Origin of the sequence: Allobosea sp. TAB14, from assembly GCF_052113865.1 — a bacterium.
Classification (GTDB): domain Bacteria; phylum Pseudomonadota; class Alphaproteobacteria; order Rhizobiales; family Beijerinckiaceae; genus Allobosea; species Allobosea spartocytisi.
This window is the reverse complement of the sequence record NZ_JBFRDQ010000070.1, coordinates 1-22,507: the sequence shown is the minus strand read 5'-3', so window position 1 is coordinate 22,507 and position 22,507 is coordinate 1. Positions and strand designations below refer to the sequence as shown.

Here is a 22,507-nt window from a genome sequence, read left to right as displayed (position 1 = left end):
CGCTGGTGCCGCTGATCATCCTGATGTTCGGGCTCGGCGACATGTCGAAGATCGTCACCGCCTGGATCGTCGTGTTCTTCGTGGTCTTCTTCAACACCTTCGAGGGCACGCGCGCCGTCGACCGCGACCAGATCGCCGCGGCGCGTCTGCTCGGTGCTTCCGAGATGACGGTGCTGCGCACGGTCGTGATCCCCTCGGCGCTGGCCTGGGTGTTCGCCTCGCTGACGCCGGCGGTGTCCTTCGCGCTGATCGGCGTCATCGTCGGCGAGTTCATCGGGGCCGAGCGCGGCCTCGGCAAGCTGATCATCGAGGCCGAGGCGCGAGCCAACGCCGCCGAGATGATGGTCGCGATCTTCGCGATGATGGTCGTCGGTATCCTGCTCGCGACCATCGTGCGGCAGTTGCAGCGCTATCTGCTGCGCTGGCAGCCGCAATTCGAAGCCCAGGCCTGACCGGTCATGCAGTCGATCCGCTTCGACGGCCGGGTGCTGTTCCTGTCGGCCGATGCCGGCATCGTCCGCCGGCAGTTGCAGGGCGAGGATCTCGATCGCGAGACCGCAGGCCGGCTGCGCGACGACGTCTCGACCGACGAGATCACGCCGCTGCCCTCGCTGGTGCATTTCGACGACGAGATCGGCCGGCACGCCCATACCGGCTATCGCGCCGGCGAGAGCAACCCGATCCCGCTCGACGCTGTGCGCCTCGGCGGCTTCGGCGTGCTCGTCGCCGGCCGCCGCTACGGCAAGGGCTCGTCGCGCGAGCATGCGCCCCTGGCCGAGCGCGCGGCCGGGATCAGGCTCGTCATCGCCGAGAGCTTCGAGCGGATCTACCGCCAGAACTGCGACAATATCGGGCTGTTCACCTCGACCGATTTTGGTCTGCTCGACCGCATCCGGGCCGGCGAAGCCATTCCGCTCGCCGATCTGCTGCAGGGACGCGACGAGCTGGCGGCCCGAATTCTCGCCGGCGGCGGCCTGCTCGAGTATGGCAAGGTCCACCTCTTTGATGCGAAGCCGGCACCGTTGCCAGGCAGCAGGGCGCCCCAAACACTCACTCAGAAGATCATCGCGCGCCATCTCCTGGCGGAGCGCGGACGCCGCTGGACTGCCGAGCCGGGAAGCGGCGGCTTCGTCCGGGCGCGCTTCCGTTTCATCCACGAGATCTACACGGCTATGGCGGCGCATATGCTGCATCGCTGCTATGGCCGGCCGCTCGCCTTGCACGAGCCGGACACGATCCTCTGCTTCGAGGATCACAACGCCTATGCGCATCGCTCGCCGACCCATCAGCGGCAGAATCTGCTGCCGGCGATCCGCCGGCTCTCGGAAGGGCATCGCGCCTTCTCCCGCGACTACGGCCTGAAGGATCACGGCTATCTTGCCGGCGAGGACGGCTCGGAAGGCATCTCGCACGCTCTGATGGCAGAGACCTATGCCGTTCCCGGCGAAATCTGCGTCGGCACGGACTCGCACACACCGCATTCGGGCGCGCTCGGCTGCCTGGCCTTTGGCGTCGGCACGACCGACATGGCGAACGCGTTCATGACCGGCGCGGTCCGGCTCACCGTGCCGGAATCGCTCCTGATCCGCCTCGAGGGCAGCTTGCCCGCCGGCATAACCGCCAAGGACGTCGTCCTGAAGCTGCTTGCCGAGCCGCGGATCCGAGCCGGCCTCGGACTGGGTCGCGTCTTCGAATTTGCCGGGCCGGTCGTGTCGGCGATGTCGATCGACGAACGCGCGACACTGACCAACATGACAGCCGAGCTCGGTGGCTTCAGCGGAATCGTCGCGCCCGATGCCGAGACCGCCCGCTTCATCCGCGAGCGGCGCCAGGTCGATGTCGTGATCGAGGATTGGATGGCGAGCGATCCGGGCGCCCCCTATGCCGCCGAGCTGACGATCGACTGTTCGGCCTTGACGCCGATGCTCGCGGCCCCCGGCGATCCCGGCAACGGCGTCCCATGCGACGAGCTCACTGCTCCGATCTCGATCGGCATCGCCTATGGCGGCTCCTGCACGGCCGGCAAGCGCGAGGATTTCGACCAGTATCACGAGGTCCTGGCCTGGGCGGTCGCGCGCGGGCTGAAGGTCCCCGGCAACGTCGCCTTCTATCTGCAGTTCGGCACCATGGCCGTGCGGCGCTACTGCGAGGAGCGCGGCTATCTCGACACGTTCAGGCGCGTCGGCGCCCAGATCCTCAATCCGGCCTGCGGGGCCTGTGCGCAATGTGGGCCCGGCGTGTCTTTACGGGCGGAGGAGGTGACGATCAGCGCCATCAATCGCAACTTCCCCGGCCGCTCGGGGCCTGGCAAGGTCTGGCTCGCGAGTCCGCCGACCGTCGCCGCCAGCGCGATCGCCGGCGAAATCGTCTCGTTCGGGCAGTTGCAGCGGCGGACTTCGGACCTACGAGGGCAGGTCGCAAGGCGAACCAACGGCTAATCGCCAGCGCTGGCAACGAGCTGCTGCAATCGAGGTCAGCTGGTCCTCTGGTAGTTGCAAGGACCGCGCATACGTCCGCTTCCGGCCAATCATGCAATGTCCGGAATTGGCGCACAACGGTAGGCGGTTATCGGTAAAACTGGGATGATCAACGCCACGGTCCGCGCAGGGCAATAGTGATCCGAAACATGGCCTTGCCCATGAAATGGCTAGGCCGAGACGTCTTCTTGTGTCTCGGAAGGCTGATACTCGCCCAGCGATCGCAGTCGATGGCCATTCGCTTCGTCGAAGAGATGGACTGCCCCGGCCGGGATACCCATAGTGATCCTTCCGGCGCGGTTCAGGGCGAAGCCCTTTGGCAGGATGATCGCCAACTCATGCGGCCCGATGGAGCAATAGGCTGCGCGGCTGCTGCCGAGTTCCTCGACCAGATCGACCGTGCCGGAGAGAGCGGGGCTGTCATCGCCCGTTGCAACGGTCAGGTCCTCCGGCCTGATGCCGAACGTCAACTTCGTCCCGGGTGCGGCCTCGCAGCCCTCGATGCGGATCGAGGTGCCGGGGACGCCGTCGAGGGCGATCAGCCCCGGCTCGACGATCGTCGCCGGGAGCAGGTTCATCGCCGGCGCGCCCATGAAGCCGGCGACGAAGGTCGAGGCCGGCCTGTCGTAGATTTCGGCAGGCGCACCAATCTGTTCGACCCGGCCGCCATTCATCACGATCAGCATGTCGGCCAGCGTCATCGCCTCGACCTGGTCATGGGTCACGAAGATCGAGGTGGCCGCGAGCCGCTTGTGCAGGCGCTTGATCTCGATGCGCATCGAGACGCGCAGCTTGGCGTCGAGATTGGAGAGCGGCTCGTCGAAGAGGAAGAGCTGCGGCTCGCGCACGATCGCGCGGCCCATGGCGACGCGCTGGCGCTGCCCGCCCGAGAGTTGGGCCGGCCGGCGGTCGAGATAGTCCGAGAGGTCGAGGATCCCAGCCGCCTCGCGCACGCGCCGCTCCCGCTCCGACTTGGCGATGCGCGCGATCTTGAGCGGATAGGCGATGTTCTCGGCAACCGTCATATGCGGATATAGCGCGTAGTTCTGGAACACCATGGCGCAGCCGCGATCGGCGGGGTCGAGGTCGTTGACGACCTGACCGTTGATCGCGATCTCGCCTTCCGTGATGTCCTCTAGCCCGGCGATCATGCGCAACAGCGTGGATTTGCCGCAGCCGGAGGGTCCGACGATGACGACGAACTGGCCCTGGTTGATCTCGACATCGACACCGTGCAGGACCTGCTTGCCGGCATAGCTTTTCCGGAGCCCGGAGAGGGAAAGCTGGGCCATTAGGCATCCTCCAGCAGGCGCGTCTTCAGCCGCGCGATGGTGGCGTCGGAGAGGCCGATCGCGAGGAGATAGCCTTCGACCGAGCCGTGATTGTCGAGGATATGCGCAATGGTCGCCGCCATGGTCTGCGGCTCGCAAGCGAGCAGCGGGCGCAAGGCCGCGATATCGGCTCCACGTTCCTCGGCTTCCGCGATCAGCCGGTCGAGCAACGGCGCGATCATCGGCTTGGTCAGCGCGTAGTCGTCGAGGATGGTCGCGTCCGCGACTCCTGCCAGCGCCAGCAGCAGGGCGGCGACGAGGCCGGTACGGTCCTTGCCGGCCGTGCAGTGGAACAGCACGACGCCCTGCGGCGCCTCGGCGATCAGCGTCAACACCGCGCCGATGGCCGCTTGCCGGGTGGTCAGTGCCTGGATGTAGAGATCGAGCAGGAGGTCGCCGGCCGACAGGTCGCCGGGTGCCAGCCGCTCGAACAGCGAGACGCTGTGATAGGCGACGCCCGGATGCATGTGGAAGGGGTTCGGCCGGCTCGCCAGCTCGTGGTCGTGGCGCAGATCGATGACGGTGGTGACGCCTTGCCCGGTCAGCACGGCGATGCCGGCTTCGTCGAGATGGTGGAGGCCGTCGGCACGCAGGATGCGGCGCCAGCGCGTCTCGACGGGACCGGCGGCATAGCCGCCGAGGTCGCGGATGTTGAAGGTGCCGGGGATCGGCAGGTGGCGTTGGTTCGCGGGGATCATCAACGGATTCCGGATTTCATGAAGGACTGGATCACCTGCCGCTGCAGGACGACGTAGATGACGAGGATCGGCAGGCTGGCCATGGTGGAGGCGGCCATCAGCGGGCCCCATTGCGTGCCCTCCGAGCTCATGAACATCTGGATGCCGATCTGGACGACGCTGTTCTGCGGCGAGCGCGAGAGCAGCAGCGGCCAGAAATATTCGTTCCAGGTCGAGATGAAGATCAGGATCGCCAGCGAGGCGATGGTGCCGCGCAGATTGGGCGTGACGATCTCCCACAGGATGCGCCAGCTCCTGGCCCCGTCCATCCGCGCCGCCTCCAGCACCTCGCGCGGGAAGGAACGCATCGCCTGCGCCAGCAGCAGGATCGCGAGCGCCGCCGCGAAATGCGGCAGGATCAGCGCCAGCAGATTGTCGAGCAGGCCGAGATTGGCGACGAGCAGGTAGTTGGGGATCATCACCACCTGGAAGGGCACGAGCCAGGTCAGCGCGATCAGCGTGTAGATCAGCTTGTCGAAGGGAAAGCGCCAGCGGGCGAAGGCATAGGCCGCCAGCAGGCCGGTGACGAGCTGCACCACCGTGACAGCCCCGGCCACGACCAGCGTGTTGATAAGCATCCGCACGATCGGGATCGCCTTCAGCGCATAGGCATAGTTTTCGAGCGAAGCCGTGCTCGGCCAGAGCGTGGTCTCGAAGATCGCATTCGCCGGGCGCAGCGAACTGACGATCATCCAGTAGACCGGGAACAGGCAGAAGATCGCGAGCACGACCATCACCAGATGGCCGGCGGCGGTGTTCCAGCTCCATCCCGACCGCGCCTTTCGCGCGCGGCGGGCAGGCCTCGGCAATGGCCGGACCGGCGCGAGGGTCAGTGCTTCAATTGTCATGGAACGAGTACCTGTCCATCAGGCGGAAGAGCATGAAGGCGAGCGCGCCGAAGCCGAGGAAGAGGATGACGGCCGCGGCCGAGCTCCAGCCCACCGAGAGGGTGGAGAAGCCGAAATCCCAGAGGATGTAGAAGATGTTGGTGGTCGACCCGAGCGGCCCGCCGCCGGTCAGCACATGGATGTAGGAGAAGCTCCACTGCGCACCGAGCAGAATGGTCATCAGCGTCAGGAAAAGGATGGTCGAGCGCAGAAGCGGCAGGCGGATGTCGCGAATGATCTCCCATTTCGAGGCACCATCCATGCGGGCGGCCTCGATCAGCGATGGGTTGATGTTGGCATTGGCGGCCGAGAGGATCAGCGTCGAGAAGCCGATCAGCTTCCAGCCGGTCAGGACGATGACGGTCCAGATCGCGATGGACGGGTCCTGCAGGAAGCGGACGGGGCGGAAGCCGAACAGCGTGATCGCCTCGTTGACCATGCCGTGGCCGGGGTCGAGCAGCCAGCGCCAGATCGCGGCCGCAACCACGGGCGCGATGATCATCGGCACGAAGATGATGGCGCGGTAGATGTTGCGCGAGCGGGCCGGCAGGTCGTGCGTGTAGATCGCCACCGCCGTCGGCACGATGACCGCGAGTGGGACCAGGCCGAGGATATAGATGCCGGTATTGCGCAGCGCCTGCCAGAATTTCGGCAGGGCGAAGATGTTCTGGTAGTTCGCCCAGCCGACGAAGCTCATCGGCGCGCCAGGCAACATGTTCCAATGGAAGAAGCTGAGCCGGAAGGCGTCGAGCAGCGGCCAGTAGATCCACAGGATCAGCGTCCCCGCTGCCGGCGCCAGATAGAGCCAAGGCGCGATCCACCAGGCCGCCGCGCGCCGGGCCGGCGTCGCGAGGCGGGGAAGGTGCAGAGGCTGCGGCGGGGCCTGCACGGCTGCGCTCAAGGTGGCGTCCGACATCGTGGCTCTCGACAGGGTTGACGAAACGGCAGAAGGCCCCGGCCCGCCGCAGATGGGCCGGGGCTCAAGCGATCAGCGCGGCATCAGGGTCTGGGCATTGTCCTGCGCGGCCTTCATGGCGTCCGCAGGCTTCATGCCGCCAAACACGGCCATCTCCGCGCCTTCCATCATCATCTTCTGGATCTGGCGGTAGTTCGAGCCGCGGAAGGAAACCCAGGGCTCCAGCATCGCGAGCTGTTCGAGGTTCGGCTTGATCAGCGGGTGCTGCTTAACCCAGTCGCCGAGATATTTGGGATCGTCGACGATGTCGGTGCGCAGCGGCAGATAGCCGATCTCGGAGGTGATGACGGTATAGGCTTCCTTCGAGGTCATGAACTTCATCAACTCCCAGGCGGCGCGACGCTTGAGCGGATCGCGGCTGAGGATCACCAGCGCACTGCCGGAATTGTTCGGGCGCTGCGGTTTCTCGCCGAAGCGCGGCATGGTCGAGGCGCGCAATTCGAACTTGCCCTGCGCGCCTTTCACCAAAAAGCCCTGGATGGCGGAGGTCTGCAGGTACATACCGATATTGCCGGCGGCCATGCCTTCCATCGCCGCATCGATCTCGAGATTGGTGTAGGCGCCGCTGTCGTAGAGATCGCGCAGCATCGTCACCGCCTCGACCGAGGCCGGCTCGGCGAAGGCGAGCGTCTTGCGGTCCGCGCTCATCAGGCTGCCATTGTTGGAGCGCAGCACGCCCTGGAACAGCCAGTCACCGGCCGAGGGGCCGAAGATGCCGGTCGCGATGCCGGAAGCCTTGGTCTTCCTGGTAATGGCAAGGGCGGCGGTCTTGACCTCGGCCCAGGTCTTGGGCGGGTTGTCGGGGTCGAGGCCGGCCTTCCTGAACAGGTCGGCGTTGTAGAACAGCACCGGCGTCGAGAAGGTGTAGGCGAGGCCATAGATCTTGCCGTTGAGCATGCCGAGCTGCAGCCCGTTGGGCGACATGCCCGCGAAATGCGCCTTGCGCTCCTCCTCCGGCACGATGTCATCGAGCGCCGCGACGCCGAGATTGTCGACGCCGAAGGCGAGATCGGAGAACACCATCTGCACCACATCCGGGATGCGGCCGGCGGCGACGTCAGCCTGGACGCGGCTGGTCAGCTCGAAGGAGCTGGCGCCGACCGGCTCGACCTTGATGTTGGGGTTGGCGGCCTCGAACTGGGCGATGAGCCGCTTGGTCGCCACGGCGCCGTTGCCGACCGAGGCGAGGTTGTAGTTGTAGTAGCTGATCGTCACCGGGCGGTCGACGGTCGCGGGGATGGACTGAGCAAGGGCCGGAAGGACAGCGCCCGCCGCCAGGAGCGCGAGCGCGCTCCGCAGGAAAGACCGGGTGTTCATAATCATGGTTCCTGTCAGGGTCATTCGGCGGCCAGCGCCGCGGCTTCGGCCTCGGCTTCGTAGCGCGCGATGATCGCAGCCATGCCCGAGAAGCTGTGAACCTTGAGCTCGCGGCGCTCGGCCGGTTGCGGCACGAAGGAGATCGTCAGCCCGGAGGGACGCACGGTGCCGATCGCGAAGGAGGCGCCGGAGACCATGCGCAATTCCTCATGCAGGCGCAGCACGTCGGTGGCGGCATGCTGGCCGATGCCGACGATGACCGGGATGCCGTACCAATTGCTGACGCGGTCATAGTGGATATGGCCGCAGAGGATGCCGAGCACGTTCCTGCGCCCATCGAGCAGCGCCCGAAGCGCCTCGGTATCGGCAAAGGAGAGCGCCTCCCATTCGAGATCGGTCTGGTTGGCGTCGAGCGCCGGCGCGTGATGCATCGCGATCAGCTTCGGCAGCGTCGGCTCGCGGTCGAGCTCGGCCGCCAGCCAGTCGAGTTGGCCCGGCTCGAAATGTCCGCCGATCTTGTAGGGCATGCTGGTGTCGACGAGGATGACATGGACGCCGTCGACCACTGCGGAATGGTCGTAAGGCGCCGACAGGTCGTCGGTCCGGCCGAGCATGGCCGGGTAGAAACCCTGGCGCTTGTCGTGATTGCCGAGCGTGAAGAGCACGGGCATGTCGAGCTCAGCCTCGGCCAGGATGGCCTTGAGCTGCTCGTAGCTGCCGATGTCGCCGCGATTGGTCAGGTCGCCGCTGGCGATGACGAAACGCGGCTTCGGCTCGACACGCTTCACATCGGCAAGGATCGCCCGCAGCGTGGCGGAGGTGTCGGAATAGAGATGGTCGTCCTGGACGGCCGGGTCGCCGATATGCAGGTCGGTGAGATGGACGAAGGTCAGCGGATGCGACATGGCGGAGCTCTGCGTCAAATCGAGGGGGCGCAGGCGGACACGCGTTCCGGGAGGGCCGCGTATTCGCTCTTGCGCGAGGACGGCGGCACCGCTACCTAGGCATCGTGACAACCGAATGAACGTTCATTCAATCATGGATGGCATCGTTTTCGACAAGCGCGAGCGGATCCTCGCCGCCGCCGCCACGTTGATCGTGCGCAACGGGCTGCAATGCTCGATGGCGGAAATCGCCACGACGGCAGGCGTCGCCACCGGCTCGCTCTATACCTACTTCAAGTCCAAGGACGACCTGATCCGCGGCGTCTACGCGCAATTGACCGAGGCCGTCGCCGCCGGCCTGATCGTCGAGCATGACGCCGCGACTTCACCCGAGGCGCGGCTGCGCCGCTATATCGAGGACTATATCGCGTTCATCTGGGCGGATGGCGACCGGGCGCTGCTGTTCGAATATCTATCGAACGTGCCTCTCGTCCCCGCTGCCGAGATGCTGCAGATCTTCGCGCCGGTGACGGCGTTCACGAACAGGATCATTCGGGACGCACATGAGGCTGGCGTGCTGCGCGACTTCGGAAGCCACGATATGGGCGCATTCATCGGCGGCGGGCTGCGCAACACCCTGAAATGGATGCGCGCCCGTGGCGAGGAACTCAGTCTCGAACGGCGCAGCCATCTCGCCGCGATGTGCTGGTCGGCGATCTCGTCCATGCACTGCGCTGAACGCGAAGATTGATCGCGTTGGGCACCCGATAAGATCCATCGACGTGGATGGCAGAACCGGCCGATCATGTGGTCGTGCGAAGGTCCGCTTCTCGACAGGTGCTCAATGGCCGCAGKTGGCGCGGAACGGCCTACATCTTGAGCTGCCGCGTATTGGCTAGCTTGAGAATGACCTCAAGGATTGGTCTCCGATCCTCCCGGGCCAAAATCATCTTGGAACGATATGGACGCGCTCTTTGGACCACCGCATGACACAGCGCTCCCCCCGGGCGAGCGCTGGCATGTCGAGACCAGGCACGCGGGCGCGCAGTTCCTGACCGGCGCTCTTGCCGATGACTAGGAAGCTGTCGCCGTAATTGACGATCTCGTCGACGGTGAAGCAGATGTCTTCGGGAGACCGCTCTTCCTTGGAAAGGCGAATGGTCTCCGGCCKCAGGAGCACGTCGACTRGAGTCCCGGGGGTAAGATCGCCACGTCCGACCGCGATCGAGCCGAAMCCCGGTAGATCGACACTCCCGCCACGGCCRATGACGCCCTCGATCAGGTTGCTGTCGCCGATGAAGGAGGCGACGAAGCGCGTCTGCGGCCTGGCATAGACCTCCGCCGGGCTGCCGATCTGYTCGATCCGCCCGCGATTGAACACCGCGATGCGGTCCGACATCGCCATCGCCTCRCCCTGGTCGTGCGTGACATAGACCATGGTCACGCCCAGCTCGCGGTGGATCCGCTTSAGTTCGATCTGCATCTGCTCGCGCAGCGCCTTGTCGAGCGCGCCGAGCGGCTCGTCGAGCAGCACGACATCGGGCTCGAAGACGAGTGCGCGCGCCAGCGCGACGCGCTGCTGCTGCCCGCCGGAGAGCTCGGCCGGCTTGCGGCCGGAGAAATCGGCGAGACCGACCATGGCGAGCGCATCGGCGATGCGCTTGGCGGCCTGCGCCTTCGGCACCTGCCGCATCCGCAGGGGGAAGCCGACATTGTCGGCGACGCTCATATGCGGAAACARKGCGTAGTTCTGGAAGACCATGCCGATGTTGCGGTCATAAGGCTCGACGCTGTCGATCTTGCATCCGCCGATCGCGATCTCGCCGCTGCTCGGCTTGGAAAAGCCGGCGATCATCATCAGCGTTGTCGTCTTGCCGGAGCCKGACGGACCGAGGAAGGAGACAAACTCGCCGGGCTCGATCTCGAGATCGATGCYGTCGACGGCGTTCTGGCCAGCCAGGTAGCTCTTCGACAGGCCACGCAAGGAAAGGGCTCGGGCGTTCTTCATGGTCTGTCCTAGGCTTTCRCGCGGGCAGGCTGCGGCTTGACGAGGCSCGCGGCCCAGCGCGCGCCGATGACGACGAGAACGGCGGCAAGCAGCAGCGAGGAGGCGGCGGAGATGGCYGGGTCCGCCTCCATCTGGAAGCTGTTGAACATCTGCCGCGGCARSGTCGCGCTGTCGCGRCCCGAGATGAAGATCGCGATYACGGTYTCGTCGAAGGAGTGGATGAAGGCGAACAAGGCCGCGACCAGGAAGGCCGGGCGCAGGATCGGGAARGTCACCAGCCGGAAGGTGGTGAGYGGGCGYGCGCCGAGGCCGGYSGCGGCRTYCTCGACCCGGCGGTCGAAATTGGCGAGCGCCGAGGTCAGSGTCAGCACCACCACGGGGATGGTCAAGCAGGTATGGGCAAGGATGACGCCGGTCATGCTCTGCACCAGCCCGAGCGAGCCGAAATAGCTATAGTAGCCCAGCGCCATCACGATATGCGGCACGATCAGCGGCGACAGCACCAACATGCGGAAGGCGGAGCGGAACCGGAAGCGATGCCGCATCAGGGCGAAGGACGCGGGCGCCCCGAAGAGCATRGCCAGCACCATCGTCCCGAAGCCGATCGCGAAGCTGTTGAACAGCGGCCCGGTCCAGTTCGGGTCGGAGAAGAAGCGCCGGTAATAGCCGAGCCAGAAGCCCGGCGGCGGGAATTCGAGCGAAGGCGCCGTGCTGAACGACATCGGCACGACGATGAACATCGGCCCCGCGAGGAGGATCGCGACAAGAACCGCCAGGGTGATCGTGGAGCGGGACATGCTACCTCCACATCCTGTCGAGACCGAAAAAGCGGTCATAGATTGCAAACAGCGCGAGYGCGGCGGCGAGTAGGATCATCGAGGTCGCGGAGGCCGCGCCGAAATCGAGCARCTGCTCGATCTCTTGGCCGATTCGCCCGGCGATCATCTTGTCCTGCGGGCTRCCGATCAGGGTCGGCGTCACGTAGAAGCCGAGGCAGGTGATGAAGACGAGCGTCGCGCCGTTGACCACGCCCGGCAGGCTCTGCGGGAAATAGACCGTGAGGAAGGCCCGCAGGGGCCGGGCGCCGAGGCTTGCGGCAGCGCGCATATAGCTCTCGTCGATCCGCTTCATCACGGCATAGAGCGCGAGCACCATGAAGGGCACGAGCATGTGCGCCATCGCGAAAGTCGCAGCGAAGGTGGTGAAGAGCAGGCGCGGGGGCGGGCTGACGCCGAGCGCGGTCAGCAGCCCGACGACCGGCCCCTTCGCCCCCAGGATCACCATCCAGGCATAGGTCCTGACCAGGAAGCTGGTCCAGAAGCTCAGCGCGACCACGCCGAGCAGGAARCCGCCGACGGCGCCGCCGCGCCGGGCCGCGACATAGGCGATCGGATAGGCGAAGACGAGGCTCGCAAGCGTGACGACGAAGGCGGTCTGGAAGGTCCGCGCCAGCACGGCGAGGTCGTAGCGCGAACCGAAGAAGGTCGCGTAGTTGCCGAAGCCGAATTCCGGGTCGCTGACGCTCATCCAGACGACGAGGCCGAGCGGGATGAGGAAGAAGGCGGTGAGAAATAGCGCCGCCGGCACATAGAGGATGAAGGGCGCGCGCAAGAGGGTCACCAGAAGCGCCCGCGCAGGAAGCGCGGGCGCCTCGGCCGCGAGCGCGGGGCGCGTCAGGTCGACAGCCATTGTTCGAAACGCTTCGCCATGACGTCGAATTGGGGGCCGAGCTTCTCCGCGTTCAGCACGACGGCCTTGGCCAGGTTCTCCGGCGAGGTCGGCATCCGCGCGACCACCTCCGGCGGCAGGCTCTTGAACGAGGCCGGGTTCATCGGGCCGTAATTGTTGCGTTGGGCGAACTGCGCCAGCCGCTCCGGCTGCACGGCGAACTCGATGAAGCGCCAGGCATTGCGCGTCCGTGGCGTGCCGCGCGCCACGACCCAGGCCGCGACATCGATCACCGCCTGATCGTAGCTCAGCGCGATCGGCACCTTCTGATCGATCAGCTGCTGGGCGCTGGTGTTCCACATSCCGATCAATTCGAYCTCGCCATCGCGCAGCAATTGCTGGGATTGCGGGCTCTGGCTCCACCAGACGCGGACATCCTTCTTGATCCGGTCGAGGGATTTGAAGGCGCGGTCGAGGTCGTAGGGGAAGAGATCGGTCGGTGCGACGCCATCCGCCATCAGCGCGAAGGCGAGCACGCGGGCCGAATAGTTCTGCAGGCAGCGCGAGCCCGGGAACTTCGCCGTATCCCAGAACTCGGCCCAGTTCTTCGGGCCGCCCGCGGGAAACTTGTCCTTCCGGTAGGCGATGACATTGGCGAAGGCGTGGGAATTGACGCCGTTGAGGGTCACGGCGCCGGGCCAGAGCGAGGCGGCCGGGATTTTACTCTCGTCGTATTTGTCGAGAAGATTGGCGTGGTTGGCGCGGGCAAGTTCGGAGACGCCGAGCGTCGTCACGTCGAATTCGTAGACGCCGGTGCGGACCTGCGCTGCGAGCTTTGCGAAGGAGACCGGCGCGATCGTCTTGATCTCGATCCCCGTCGCCTGGGTGAAGGGGTCGAAGAGCACGGCGCGCGCCGCCTCTTCCCAGGGGCCGCCCCAGGTGTTGACGTAGATCGCCTCGGCCGCGCGGGCGCGACGGATGAAGGGTATCGACAGGCTGCTCGCGCCTGCGGCGACGAGCAGTTTCCGTCGTGAGAGCCGTAAGCTCGAAGCGTCGTCGCCGGTCATGGTTTCCTCCTCTCAGCCGAACACCGCGCGATAGACGCGCAGCCAATTCCCGGAGGTGATCTTCTCCACTTCTTCCGGGTTGAACCCCTGCTTCGCCAACGCCGGCGCGACCGCGGCCAGGCCGCTGATCCTCTTGAGCCAGGCCGGCTTCTCGCTCGGGGCGGTATTGGTCGCGGAGCCCGCGCCATACTGGGCTGTCCGCGTCCAGCGCCCCTGGCGCATCCAGTCGAGATAGGTCTGGCTGGTGTGATGGCTGAAATCGGTGCCGAGGCCGACATGGTCGATRCCGGCRATSTCGACRGTSYGCGCCACCATCTSGGCCCAGGCATCGACGCGGTCGCAAGCCTCGACCGGGGTGATGTTGCGGTAGGCGGCGCAGCCGATGATGCCGCCCTTGGCAGCCAGCGCCTTGATCACCTCGTCGCTCTTGTTGCGCTTGTGCGGGAAGACCGAGGACGGGTTGGCATGGGTGATGGCGATCGGCTTCTGCGACCATTCGATCGCGTCGAGCGTCGTCTTGTCGCCGACATGCGAGCAGTCGATCAGCATGCCGCAKCGGTCCATCTCGCGCACGACCTCCCGCCCAAAGCGGGACAGGCCGGGGTCGACAGCTTCGTAGCAGCTCGAGCCGACATCGTTCTGGTTGTTGTAGGTGAGCTGCAGGACGCGGACGCCGAGATCGGCGAAGAGCTCGACATAGCGGATGCGGCCGTCGAGCAGGTTGGTGTTCTGGTAGCCGAGCAGCAGCGCGGTCTTGCCGTCCCGGTCGGCGGCGAGGATGTCGTCGGTCTTGAGCGCGATGGTGACAAGGTCGCTATTGGCGCGCGCCATGTCGCGCCATTTGCCGATCGCGTCGAAGGATTCGATCGCGCCCTCCCAGAAGCCGAGCGTCGGCGTGACGCAGGTGAAGCCGCCGGCCTTGAGCTCCTCGAACACGTCGCGGCCGTAGAAGCCGCATTGCAAGCCGTCGATCAGCATCGGTTTGAACCTTTACGGGATGGGGGCGGGGCGCAGCCGTATGGGATCGGCGGCGAGCATGGAGAGGTCGGTTTCGTCCTCGTCGTTGCGACCGACGATGCGGCCATCGGCCTCGACGCGGATGGTGCCGGCATGGCGGCGGCTCTCGAAAGAGTCGGGAGCGAGGGCTGCATGCGAGGCGTGGTAGAGCGGCCACCACAGATCTGCCGCGACGGCGTAGCCCTTGCGCCGGATGTGGTCGAGCAGGCTTTCGGTTCGCGCCGGGCGGGGCCGGACTTCCAGGAGGACGCCGCCCGCTACCTCGGAGCAGACAGCCGTGAAACCATGTTTTTCGGCGAGCCCGGCGACCACGCCGAATTCGCTCGGGCGCACCGCGCCGCACACCAGAACCTCGCCGCGCCCCGAGAGGCGGAACCGCTCGACGGCGAGGTCGAGCAGGGCTTCGGTGACGAGCCAGGGATGCTGGCCGGCGACATCGATCTGCAGAACGCCGTCCTCGCCCGCGCTCAATGTGGCGGGCTTGACAGACGAAGCGGCCAGCGCGGCGATTTCCGCCGGGAGATTGGCAAAGCCCGCGACGGGCAGGATCGCGGACACCACAGCCGCATCGCGCACGGCGAAGAGAAGCCCCGGGGCGACACCGGCCGCCTGGACAATGCGCTCGATGATCAGGCGTATCTCGCGCAGGGTGAGGCGCAACTCCGTCATGAGCGGGGCTCCGAAGGGTAGAACCAGTGGGGATCGGCCGTTCCCGCCGCGAGATCGGCGGGCGTCGGCGCGCCATGGAAGATCACGCCGCGCAGGTTGCGGTTGAGGAAGTCGCGCGCCTTGTCGATGCCGTGGATGCCGACATTGAGCAGGCGCGTGATCTGCGCCGGGACGAAGTCCTCGCTCATGATGTCGGCATGCGGCGAATGGTAGGGCAGCCCGGCCAGCGCTTGGACGCGCGTTGCGATCAGCCGGTGCTCTGGATGCTGGAGCAGGAAGCGGGCGACGCAGGTCTTTGGGTCTGCTTGGCTGAGGTCGCGGTCGAGCGCGACGATCAGCCGGGGCAGGTCGAGGCCGAGATTATGGGCTTCGCCGATTTCCTCCCGCGGCCCCCGGCGCGGCTCCTCGGCGGTGCGCGACTTGTACCAGACATAGCGCTGCGAGCGCTCGGAGGTGAGATCGAGATCGAAGGCCCAGCGATAATCGCTGCGGACGATCTCACGCAGCCGCCCGAGCGGCATTTCCGGCCGGCCGGTCAGTTCCTCGTCGATGACCAGCGTGTCCGAGAGGCTGTCGGCGACGTCGGGAACCAGCTCGATCAGCAGCGAGAGCAACGTCTCGAAGGCCTCGGCATGAACGCGGCCGTCGAGCGAGGCCGTGAAGTCGAGCAGCGGGGTCGCGCCCGTCTCGCCCGCCTGAGCCAAGGCGATCAGCGCGTCGAGCTCGCGGCGGATGACGACCAGATCTTCGGCGATGCGCAGGCTCGGTGTGAAGGACTCGTATTCCGAGCGATCCTGCTGGCGTGCGACGATCGCCTTGTCGAGCAGGGTTGCCAGCGTCCGCAGCGGTGCCCCGTCCCGACCCACCGGCACCAGCTTGCCATGGGCGATGGCGGTCTCGCGGATCGTCAGCCACTGGTTGATCAGGCGCGGATGGTTATTGACGAAGAACATCAGCCCGAGCGCCGAGCCGTTGCCGACGCCGAGGAAGCGGGCGAGATCCGGAGCGAAGCCCGCGGCCTTCGTGCCTCCATGCAACCGCGCGAAATGCTGGACGAGATCGAGCGCGAAGACCCGCATCATATACGCGGTCAGCATCTGCGCCTGCAGAGAGGCGCGCAGCGGGTGGTCCTTCTCGAAGGCGAGGAAGGACTTGGTGCCGAAGGTGCCGTTGCCGTCGATGCCGGTGTTGCGCATCAGGTAACAGGTGCCGCCGAGCGCTTCGACCGGCGGCTGCTCGCCTTTGGCCAAAGCGTTGACGGCGAGGTCGAACAGACGGCCGGAGCGGTTCGAGCGCGCCCAGGTCAGGGTGTCGGGCGTGGCGCGCCCTTCGTAGAGCTTCGGCAATTCGCTCTGGAGCGCCGCGACCGCTGCGGGCGACATGTCGCCTTCGACCAGCGCGCCCATCATGTCCCAGGCGCGGCCGATGATGCGGCCTGTGCGTTCACGCGCGGAGGGCTCGAAGGAGAAGATCGGGAAGGAGAAGCGCCAGCTACCCGCCTCAATGGCATAACGGGCGTGGCCGCGGCCCTTCTCGTCGATGTCGAAGGCCTTCTGCGTGATCGTCCAGCGCTGGCGTGAGGCCCGCGCGATCAGGTTGCGCGAGGCGCTGATGCGCGAGGGCTGTATGGCGGCGAGCCGCTCCGGCCGCATCAGTTCATCCGGACTGCGCATCAATGCACGCGGCAGCAGCGGGCCTTCCGGGGCGAGAAGGGCGGAAACCGTCATGTCAGGAATGTCCAAACTGCGCGCTGAGACGTCGTGCGCCGGCAACGACGATGGGGCCGCAGCGGTCGTGATCGAAGCGGAAGATCGGACCCGAGATGGCCAGGACCGCCACGCATTGGCGCGCGGCATCGAAGACGGGAGCAGCGACGGCGGCGACGAGATGCGGGTCCGTCGGCGCGAAAACGGCGTAGCCGCGCTCGCGCACCACCTGCAATTCCGCTTCCGGCGGCAGAGCGACACCCTGCCCGCGCAGGCTGTCGCGCATCTCCTCCGATCCGAAAGCGACCAGCACGGCGCCGGAAGCGCTGCCGCCGAGTGCCATCTTGGCGCCGACGCGCAGGTCCGCCCGCAGAACCTGCCGGGATTCGACGCGGTTGATGATGACGGCATGGTAGCCGTCGGCGACGGAGATCGTTGCGGTTTCGCCGCTCTCATCGACGATCTGCTGGAGCAACTCGCTGCTGCGCTCGCCGAGATTGGCCTGCTCCAGCGCGCGCACCGCATAGAACTGGAAGCGCAGCGCCAGTCGGAATGCGCCGTCCTCGGTCTGGTCGAGCAGGCCGGCCTCCACCAGCGTCCGCAGCCGCTGATAGACGACCGCGCGTGCATCGCCGCTTGCCCGCACGACATCGGCCAGCCGCAACGGCTTCGGCGAAGCGGCGATGATATCGCAGACCGCGAGCGTCTTGAGCGCGGAGGAGAGGGAGCGAACGGCCATCTGTATTCTTATAATAGACAACGTATAATATAAAAATCATTCTGCGCGAACTCGATGTCAAGCTGGAAATTGCGAGTTCGCTTTAGGACCGGCGCCAACGTTGTGTGAGGCACCACACGGCGCGCTAAGTCTCTGCCGGCGCTGTTCCATTTGAGGCGTGCCGATGATGGCATGCCGCAGGCGGCAAGCCAGCCGACGATCGGCATCCCACCGCGAGGCAAGGGGACATCGTTAGGCGTGCCTTCGATCCGTCCGTGTGAGGCGATCAGCTTCGCTGCGATCTTTTCCGCGCCGGCACGATGATCCTGCCAGAAGCCTGCCTAGGCGATTGCTGCACTCAGACCCTTGACGGTTACTCGCCGGGCCAATGAGCGTCTGCTTCCAAGCAGGGGCTCAATGTCCATTCATGGCGCTGAGTGCGAGTGAGTTCCTAGCGGCAATCGCAGATTGCCGCCGAGGCTTGGTGGCGGTCGCTCACTCCAGGGGTTTCGGCTGCAGCTGCAACGAATGCTGGCCAGCAGAGGACGCCAATGCGGTCCGTCAWTCCCCTGCAAGGAATGACGGATGATTGTATCGACGTGGTTTCGGTGGTGAACCCGTACATCCAAGACGCTTCGCCCGCGGCTTCTGGTTGCAGGTTCTCATCCGCGCTTCAATGCAGCACCCAGGTTTTCGAGAACACCGAGCTGCTGCAGGATGACCGACGGCAGGTTGTAGCAATGGAAGGAGGTGACCTTCCCGTCCTTCAGGTGGAACACGTCACAGCACGGCGCATCCATCCTCTTGCCGGTCGCAGGCAAGATTCCGCCGGCCATGTAAAAATCGCCCTTATGCGTACCCTGCAGAGCCAATTCGACGATCACGACGTCGTCTTTGACGTAGATATCGTACAACTCGCGATGCATGTCGGGAAACGCCGCGACCATCGCATCGACAGGCAGGCCGATCTCCTTGCCATAGTATTTCCTGCCGCCCGGCACATCGTAGAAATAGCCGTCCTCGGCGAACAGCGAGATGAACTTGTCCGTGTCCTTGGACGAAGCCTCTGCAAGGGCATAGAGGCTGCGGATGGTGTCTTCATTGGTCAGCATGACTGGAAACGCCTGTTGAATGTGGTCTGTGAAGGGAAAGGGCTGCCGCCGGCTGCGGTCATCCAATGATGGTCTGCAACTCAGATCTGAACCTGGCCACCATCGACGAAGAGCTCGGTGAAGAGCACACCCTTCACATTGGTGTCGAAGGTGTGCTGGTAATGCTCCTCGGTGATCGCGCCGAGAGGCGCCATTTCGCCACCGCCCGCATTGGCGAAGACCACGTCGATCTGCGCGTGCTTCTGCTGGATGGCATCGTAAAGCCGATCGATGTCGGCGAGCTTCGACATGTCMCCGCSGACGCCGGTGACCTTGCCGCCGATCTGCTTCACCGCGGCGTCGAGCGCGTCCTGCCGGCGGCCSGTGATGAACACCGAAGCGCCCTCGGTGGCGAAAGCCTTCGCCGTTGCGAGGCCGATGCCGCTCGTCCCGCCCGTCACCACCACGACCTTGTCGTCGAACTTGCTCGTCATTGTCCGTCTCCTTGAAACCGAGCGACRAAGCGCCGCTGCCCTTYTCAAATGAGACAAGAACGATGATGCGTGTAGTCGCCGAATATGGCACTCATCGTTCCACAAACGGAACGATGATGAAGATCGACTTGAACGACTACGCCTATTTCGCCGAGGTCGTGGCTCATGGTGGCTTCGCCCCGGCCGGTCGGGCGCTGCGCGAACCCAAATCGAAGCTCAGCCGGCGCATTGCAACGCTGGAAGAGCGGCTCGGGCTGCGGCTGATCGAACGATCGAGCCGGCGCTTCCGCGTGACYGATACGGGCCTTGCCTTTTACGATCGCTGCCGGGCGATCATGGCGGAGGCGGAGCAGGCCGAGGCGCTGGTCATGCAGGCTCAGTCGGAACCGCATGGCCGCATTCGCTTCAGCTGTCCCACCGGCATGTTGGAGCCGATCTCGGCCCTGATATCGTCCTTCCTCGCCAAATATCCCAAGGTGCGCCTGCAACTCGTTGCAACCGACCGACCGGTCGACCTGATCGCTGAGCGGATCGATCTGGCGCTGCGGGTCCGTGCGGCCCTGACGAGCGACGCCGCCTTGACTATGCGCACGCTCGGGCTCTCGACACGCATTCTCGTCGCCGCGCCACGGCTCGCGAGCCAGATGGCCGACGTTGCGCAGTTGGCCGCGCTGCCCACCCTTGCGACCAGTGACGATGCGGACGATCTGGAATGGCAGCTGGAATCCGAAGACGGCGGCACTCGCGCCGTCCGTATCATGCCACGGATGGGCTGCGCCGATATGATGGCGGTTCGCCAGGCCGCTATCGACGGGCTGGGCGTCGCGATCCTGCCTGATCATGTCTGCCGTGAGGCGCTTTCCGACGGGCGCCTCGTCCGCGTACTGCCAGCGTGGCACGGGCTCAAAGGCATCGTGCATTTGGTCTTCACGACCCGGCGCGGTCTGCCACCGGCGGTCCGGGCGTTGATCGATCATCTCGCCGCTGGATTTCAGASAGAGTTGGCCACGAAGGCGACAATGTAGGCACGCRTCACGCGGCGCCACGCAAACACTCCGTCATGCGCAAGACCCAAGCTCGGTTGGGCCGCCTTTCGGGCAATGTGCTAGAGTCCGYTTGTGGCGCAGACTATCCGTCACCTTAGGCTGAGATGGTCGAGCAGGCGGAGCTTTTGATGTCCGCCTGCTGCTTTGGCCTCCGCTGACGGYCGTTGCTGGCCGTCACTGCGCCCTGGCTTTCCGCCGTCGGCCCGAGAGCGGCTCAGCGCGCACCGGCCAATGCGATGGCGTCAGCCCCCGCCGGGAAGCGCAGCCGCCCCTCATGGTCGTGAACGGCGGCCCACACCGCGTCGGCGACGTCCGATTCTGTGGTGGTCAGCGCCGGCTTGGCAAAGGCCTCCATGATCGGCTTCGCAAAGTCGGCATATTCGCCCGGGAGCAGTCGTTCGACGGGCACGATGGCATTCGCGCCGAACCGCGTTGTCGGTGCATAGCCCGGCTCGACCAGCTTCACATCGATATCGAAGTACGCAAGCTCATGGGCGAGCGACCCGGTAAAGCCTTCTATCGCCTGTTTGCTCGCGGTGTACGCTGCCGCGAGCGGGAAAGCGCCGAGCGTTACACTGGACGTGACGTTGACGATAATGCCGGCGCGGCGGGCGCGCATCTGGGGAATCACGGCCTGGCACATGGCCATCACGCCGATGGTGTTCGTCTCGATCAGCGCCCTGATCAGGGACATCGGCGTCACTTCGAAGGCGCCRACGCCGCCCACTCCGGCATTGTTGACCAGCACATCGATGGGGCCGGAGGCCTTGATCGCCTCGGCAATGCTCTYCTCACTCGTCACATCGAGCGGAATCACGCGCAGCCGGCGCTTATCGCCATCGAAGCGCGCCGCCTCCGGGCGCCGCATCGTGGCAATGACGTTCCAGCCGTTTGCTAGAAAGTGCTCCGCGGTGGCCTTGCCATAGCCTGACGAAGTACCGGTGATGAGGATCGTCTTGGTCATTTGCTCGTCTCCTGAACGGGAATGCCGAACAGGTAGACAAAGCGCTTAGGACGATCCATAATCGTGTRTCTTAAATTTGTTATCGATCGTCCAAAAATGGATCCCCTGAGCGACGTCGTCTTGCTGCTGCGACCAAGCGCGGCGATCGCGAAGCCGATTTCGGCCAAAGGCCGATGGGGCGTGCGTTATGATGCCTTTGACGCGCCAGGCTTCACGATCATCCTTGCAGGCGAAGCTCGGTTGGCGATCGATGGATGCGAACCGCTTCGGCTGTCTCGGGGAGACTTTCTTCTTCTGCCCAGAACACCGGCGTTCACGCTCAGCAGCGGAGACGGCGTGTTTTGCGAGCCTGTCGCTCCTCGCAGTGAGGCCGTTCGGCATGGCGAGCAGGATGGCGAGCCTGACTTCGTGGCGTTGGGAGGCAGCTTCACGTTTGAGCGGGCCAACAACCAGCTCCTCCTGGCCTTGTTGCCCAAGCTGATTTTCATCCCTGCATCCGATGGTCGCGCGACAAGGTTCAGGCGGCTGATCGAGCTGCTCTCCGAGGAATGCACGGCCGAACTTCCAGGCTCGGAGCTGATCGTTCACCGCATGCTGGAGGTGCTTCTTGTCGAAGCGCTACGCTGGCAGGATGTCGACCGCCAAGTGCCTGCTGGAATTCTTCGCGGCTTGCAGGACCCTGCGTTGGCTCGCGCCTTGAAAGCCRTCCACGCCGATGTTCGCGCCAATTGGACAGTTGCCGACCTCGCCAACATTGCGGGCATGTCGAGATCTGCGTTTTCCGCTCGTTTCAGCGAGGCTCTGGGATGCGCGCCGATTGAGTATCTGGCGCGCTGGCGGATCGCTATTGCGAAAGACGCCCTGGCCCGGGGCACAAAGTCCCTCGAACGGATTGCAGACGACATCGGGTATGAATCGGCAAGTGCGTTCAGCACCGCGTTCCGCAGGCATAACGGATGCGCCCCCGGACAATTCGCCCGCAAGCTGACCTGACACTCCCGATTCCGACGCGAATTCTCGGTTGCGGGCGGAGCGGCCGTCTCATGGTCTGGCAAGGAATGTCCTGTGTGGATGGCTCCCGCGTTGCAAGGGGGTCTGTGACGRTCTGGCGTGCTGGTCGGGTGCAGTCTTGTGTCCGGCCTGTTCGCGGCCAGCTCGCGGCGGACGCGACTCAGCTGTTCGGTCACGGCGGCGACAATGCGCGGATGGTTGTGGCCGACATTGACCACGCCGATGCCGCCGACGAAATCGAGATAGCGCCACCCCTCTACACCCCAGAGAATAGGCCCCTCTGCGCGTGCCGCGACGACGGGATGGGCGGTACGACGCCGCGCGGGATGTTGCGGTCGCGCATCACTAGAAGCTCGACATTAGTGCGGGCAGTATTCAGCATTGATTGTCCTGCTTCGGGACGGCGGGCTACGTCACGCCTCCTACAAGGGCCTGCGCG

Annotated in this window: 21 protein-coding genes and 2 pseudogenes; 5 read left to right on the top strand and 18 right to left on the bottom strand. The window is 65.3% G+C overall.

The genetic code is table 11. The features are described from left to right. Positions 1-452: ABC transporter permease (locus AB4Y99_RS12720; protein WP_441523573.1), on the top strand; the 452-nt coding region annotated here is incomplete at its 5' end. Positions 453-458: 6 nt separating this feature from the next. After that, the gene (locus AB4Y99_RS12715; RefSeq protein ID WP_441523572.1) at positions 459-2,438 is read left to right on the top strand and encodes an aconitase family protein; all 1,980 of its coding nucleotides are present in this window, start codon (positions 459-461) and stop codon (positions 2,436-2,438) included. A gap of 209 nt (positions 2,439-2,647) precedes the next feature. Here the strand turns inward: AB4Y99_RS12715 and AB4Y99_RS12710 are convergent, their stop codons facing one another. The 6 genes from AB4Y99_RS12710 to AB4Y99_RS12685 all read right to left on the bottom strand — a co-directional run bounded on the left by AB4Y99_RS12710 (position 2,648) and on the right by AB4Y99_RS12685 (position 8,630). Next, positions 2,648-3,769, bottom strand: coding sequence for an ABC transporter ATP-binding protein (locus tag AB4Y99_RS12710; protein ID WP_441523571.1), 1,122 nt, complete (start codon positions 3,767-3,769; stop codon positions 2,648-2,650). Then, positions 3,769-4,506 (bottom strand): tyrosine-protein phosphatase, encoded by a 738-nt coding sequence (locus tag AB4Y99_RS12705; protein WP_441523570.1) that lies wholly within the window; start codon positions 4,504-4,506, stop codon positions 3,769-3,771. Before AB4Y99_RS12705 ends, AB4Y99_RS12710 begins: the two co-directional genes overlap by 1 nt. After that, entirely contained in the window at positions 4,506-5,393 is an 888-nt protein-coding gene (locus AB4Y99_RS12700) for a carbohydrate ABC transporter permease (protein ID WP_441523569.1), read from the bottom strand. The genes AB4Y99_RS12705 and AB4Y99_RS12700 overlap by 1 nt, the downstream gene beginning before the upstream one ends. Continuing rightward, positions 5,383-6,348, bottom strand: coding sequence for a carbohydrate ABC transporter permease (locus AB4Y99_RS12695; protein ID WP_441523568.1), 966 nt, complete (start codon positions 6,346-6,348; stop codon positions 5,383-5,385). Before AB4Y99_RS12695 ends, AB4Y99_RS12700 begins: the two co-directional genes overlap by 11 nt. A 72-nt stretch (positions 6,349-6,420) precedes the next feature. Next, on the bottom strand, positions 6,421-7,725 hold the full coding sequence (locus tag AB4Y99_RS12690; protein WP_441523567.1) for an ABC transporter substrate-binding protein: 1,305 nt from the start codon (positions 7,723-7,725) through the stop codon (positions 6,421-6,423). Positions 7,726-7,745: 20 nt separating this feature from the next. After that, positions 7,746-8,630, bottom strand: coding sequence for a metallophosphoesterase (locus tag AB4Y99_RS12685; RefSeq protein ID WP_441523566.1), 885 nt, complete (start codon positions 8,628-8,630; stop codon positions 7,746-7,748). On the opposite strand from AB4Y99_RS12685, the gene AB4Y99_RS12680 reads away from it, so the two are divergent. Beyond that, complete coding sequence (locus AB4Y99_RS12680) at positions 8,629-9,360, top strand: TetR/AcrR family transcriptional regulator (RefSeq protein ID WP_441523565.1); 732 nt, start codon at positions 8,629-8,631, stop codon at positions 9,358-9,360. The two genes, AB4Y99_RS12685 and AB4Y99_RS12680, sit on opposite strands and share 2 nt — an antisense overlap. 195 nt (positions 9,361-9,555) lie before the next feature. Here the strand turns inward: AB4Y99_RS12680 and AB4Y99_RS12675 are convergent, their stop codons facing one another. From AB4Y99_RS12675 to AB4Y99_RS12630, 10 genes and pseudogenes are all read right to left on the bottom strand, one after another. Further along, a complete protein-coding gene (locus AB4Y99_RS12675; protein WP_441523564.1) occupies positions 9,556-10,617 on the bottom strand; it encodes an ABC transporter ATP-binding protein in 1,062 nt (353 codons plus the stop codon). An 8-nt stretch (positions 10,618-10,625) separates the two neighbouring features. Continuing rightward, positions 10,626-11,414, bottom strand: coding sequence for an ABC transporter permease (locus tag AB4Y99_RS12670; RefSeq protein WP_441523563.1), 789 nt, complete (start codon positions 11,412-11,414; stop codon positions 10,626-10,628). Between the two features lies 1 nt (position 11,415). Then, positions 11,416-12,306 (bottom strand): ABC transporter permease, encoded by an 891-nt coding sequence (locus AB4Y99_RS12665; protein ID WP_441523562.1) that lies wholly within the window; start codon positions 12,304-12,306, stop codon positions 11,416-11,418. After that, positions 12,291-13,352, bottom strand: a complete 1,062-nt coding sequence (locus AB4Y99_RS12660; protein WP_441523561.1) for an ABC transporter substrate-binding protein — start codon at positions 13,350-13,352, stop codon at positions 12,291-12,293. Before AB4Y99_RS12660 ends, AB4Y99_RS12665 begins: the two co-directional genes overlap by 16 nt. A 12-nt stretch (positions 13,353-13,364) precedes the next feature. Continuing rightward, positions 13,365-14,330, bottom strand: a complete 966-nt coding sequence (locus AB4Y99_RS12655) for a dipeptidase (protein ID WP_441523560.1) — start codon at positions 14,328-14,330, stop codon at positions 13,365-13,367. Positions 14,331-14,342: 12 nt separating this feature from the next. Then, positions 14,343-15,029: a hypothetical protein gene (locus AB4Y99_RS12650; protein WP_441523559.1), complete on the bottom strand. Its 687-nt coding sequence runs from the start codon at positions 15,027-15,029 to the stop codon at positions 14,343-14,345. 5 nt (positions 15,030-15,034) lie between these two features. Beyond that, entirely contained in the window at positions 15,035-16,765 is a 1,731-nt protein-coding gene (locus tag AB4Y99_RS12645) for a hypothetical protein (protein WP_441523558.1), read from the bottom strand. A gap of 1 nt (position 16,766) precedes the next feature. Then, a complete protein-coding gene (locus AB4Y99_RS12640; protein ID WP_441523557.1) occupies positions 16,767-17,483 on the bottom strand; it encodes an IclR family transcriptional regulator in 717 nt (238 codons plus the stop codon). Positions 17,484-18,124: 641 nt separating this feature from the next. Further along, entirely contained in the window at positions 18,125-18,574 is a 450-nt protein-coding gene (locus AB4Y99_RS12635) for a nuclear transport factor 2 family protein (RefSeq protein WP_113253422.1), read from the bottom strand. A 116-nt stretch (positions 18,575-18,690) separates the two neighbouring features. Further along, positions 18,691-19,047: pseudogene (locus tag AB4Y99_RS12630) on the bottom strand (SDR family oxidoreductase); the annotation flags it as partial. Between the two features lie 116 nt (positions 19,048-19,163). Here AB4Y99_RS12630 and AB4Y99_RS12625 point away from each other — a divergent pair. After that, positions 19,164-20,072 (top strand): LysR family transcriptional regulator, encoded by a 909-nt coding sequence (locus AB4Y99_RS12625; protein ID WP_441523574.1) that lies wholly within the window; start codon positions 19,164-19,166, stop codon positions 20,070-20,072. A gap of 235 nt (positions 20,073-20,307) precedes the next feature. On the opposite strand, the gene AB4Y99_RS12620 is transcribed toward AB4Y99_RS12625, so the two are convergent. Continuing rightward, the gene (locus AB4Y99_RS12620) at positions 20,308-21,057 is read right to left on the bottom strand and encodes an SDR family oxidoreductase (RefSeq protein WP_441523556.1); all 750 of its coding nucleotides are present in this window, start codon (positions 21,055-21,057) and stop codon (positions 20,308-20,310) included. Between the two features lie 96 nt (positions 21,058-21,153). Between AB4Y99_RS12620 and AB4Y99_RS12615 the strand changes: the two genes are divergently transcribed. Next, positions 21,154-22,050 (top strand): AraC family transcriptional regulator, encoded by an 897-nt coding sequence (locus tag AB4Y99_RS12615; protein WP_441523555.1) that lies wholly within the window; start codon positions 21,154-21,156, stop codon positions 22,048-22,050. Between the two features lie 230 nt (positions 22,051-22,280). Here the strand turns inward: AB4Y99_RS12615 and AB4Y99_RS12610 are convergent. Beyond that, positions 22,281-22,340: pseudogene (locus AB4Y99_RS12610) on the bottom strand (hypothetical protein); the annotation flags it as partial. Positions 22,341-22,507: the final 167 nt, after the last annotated feature.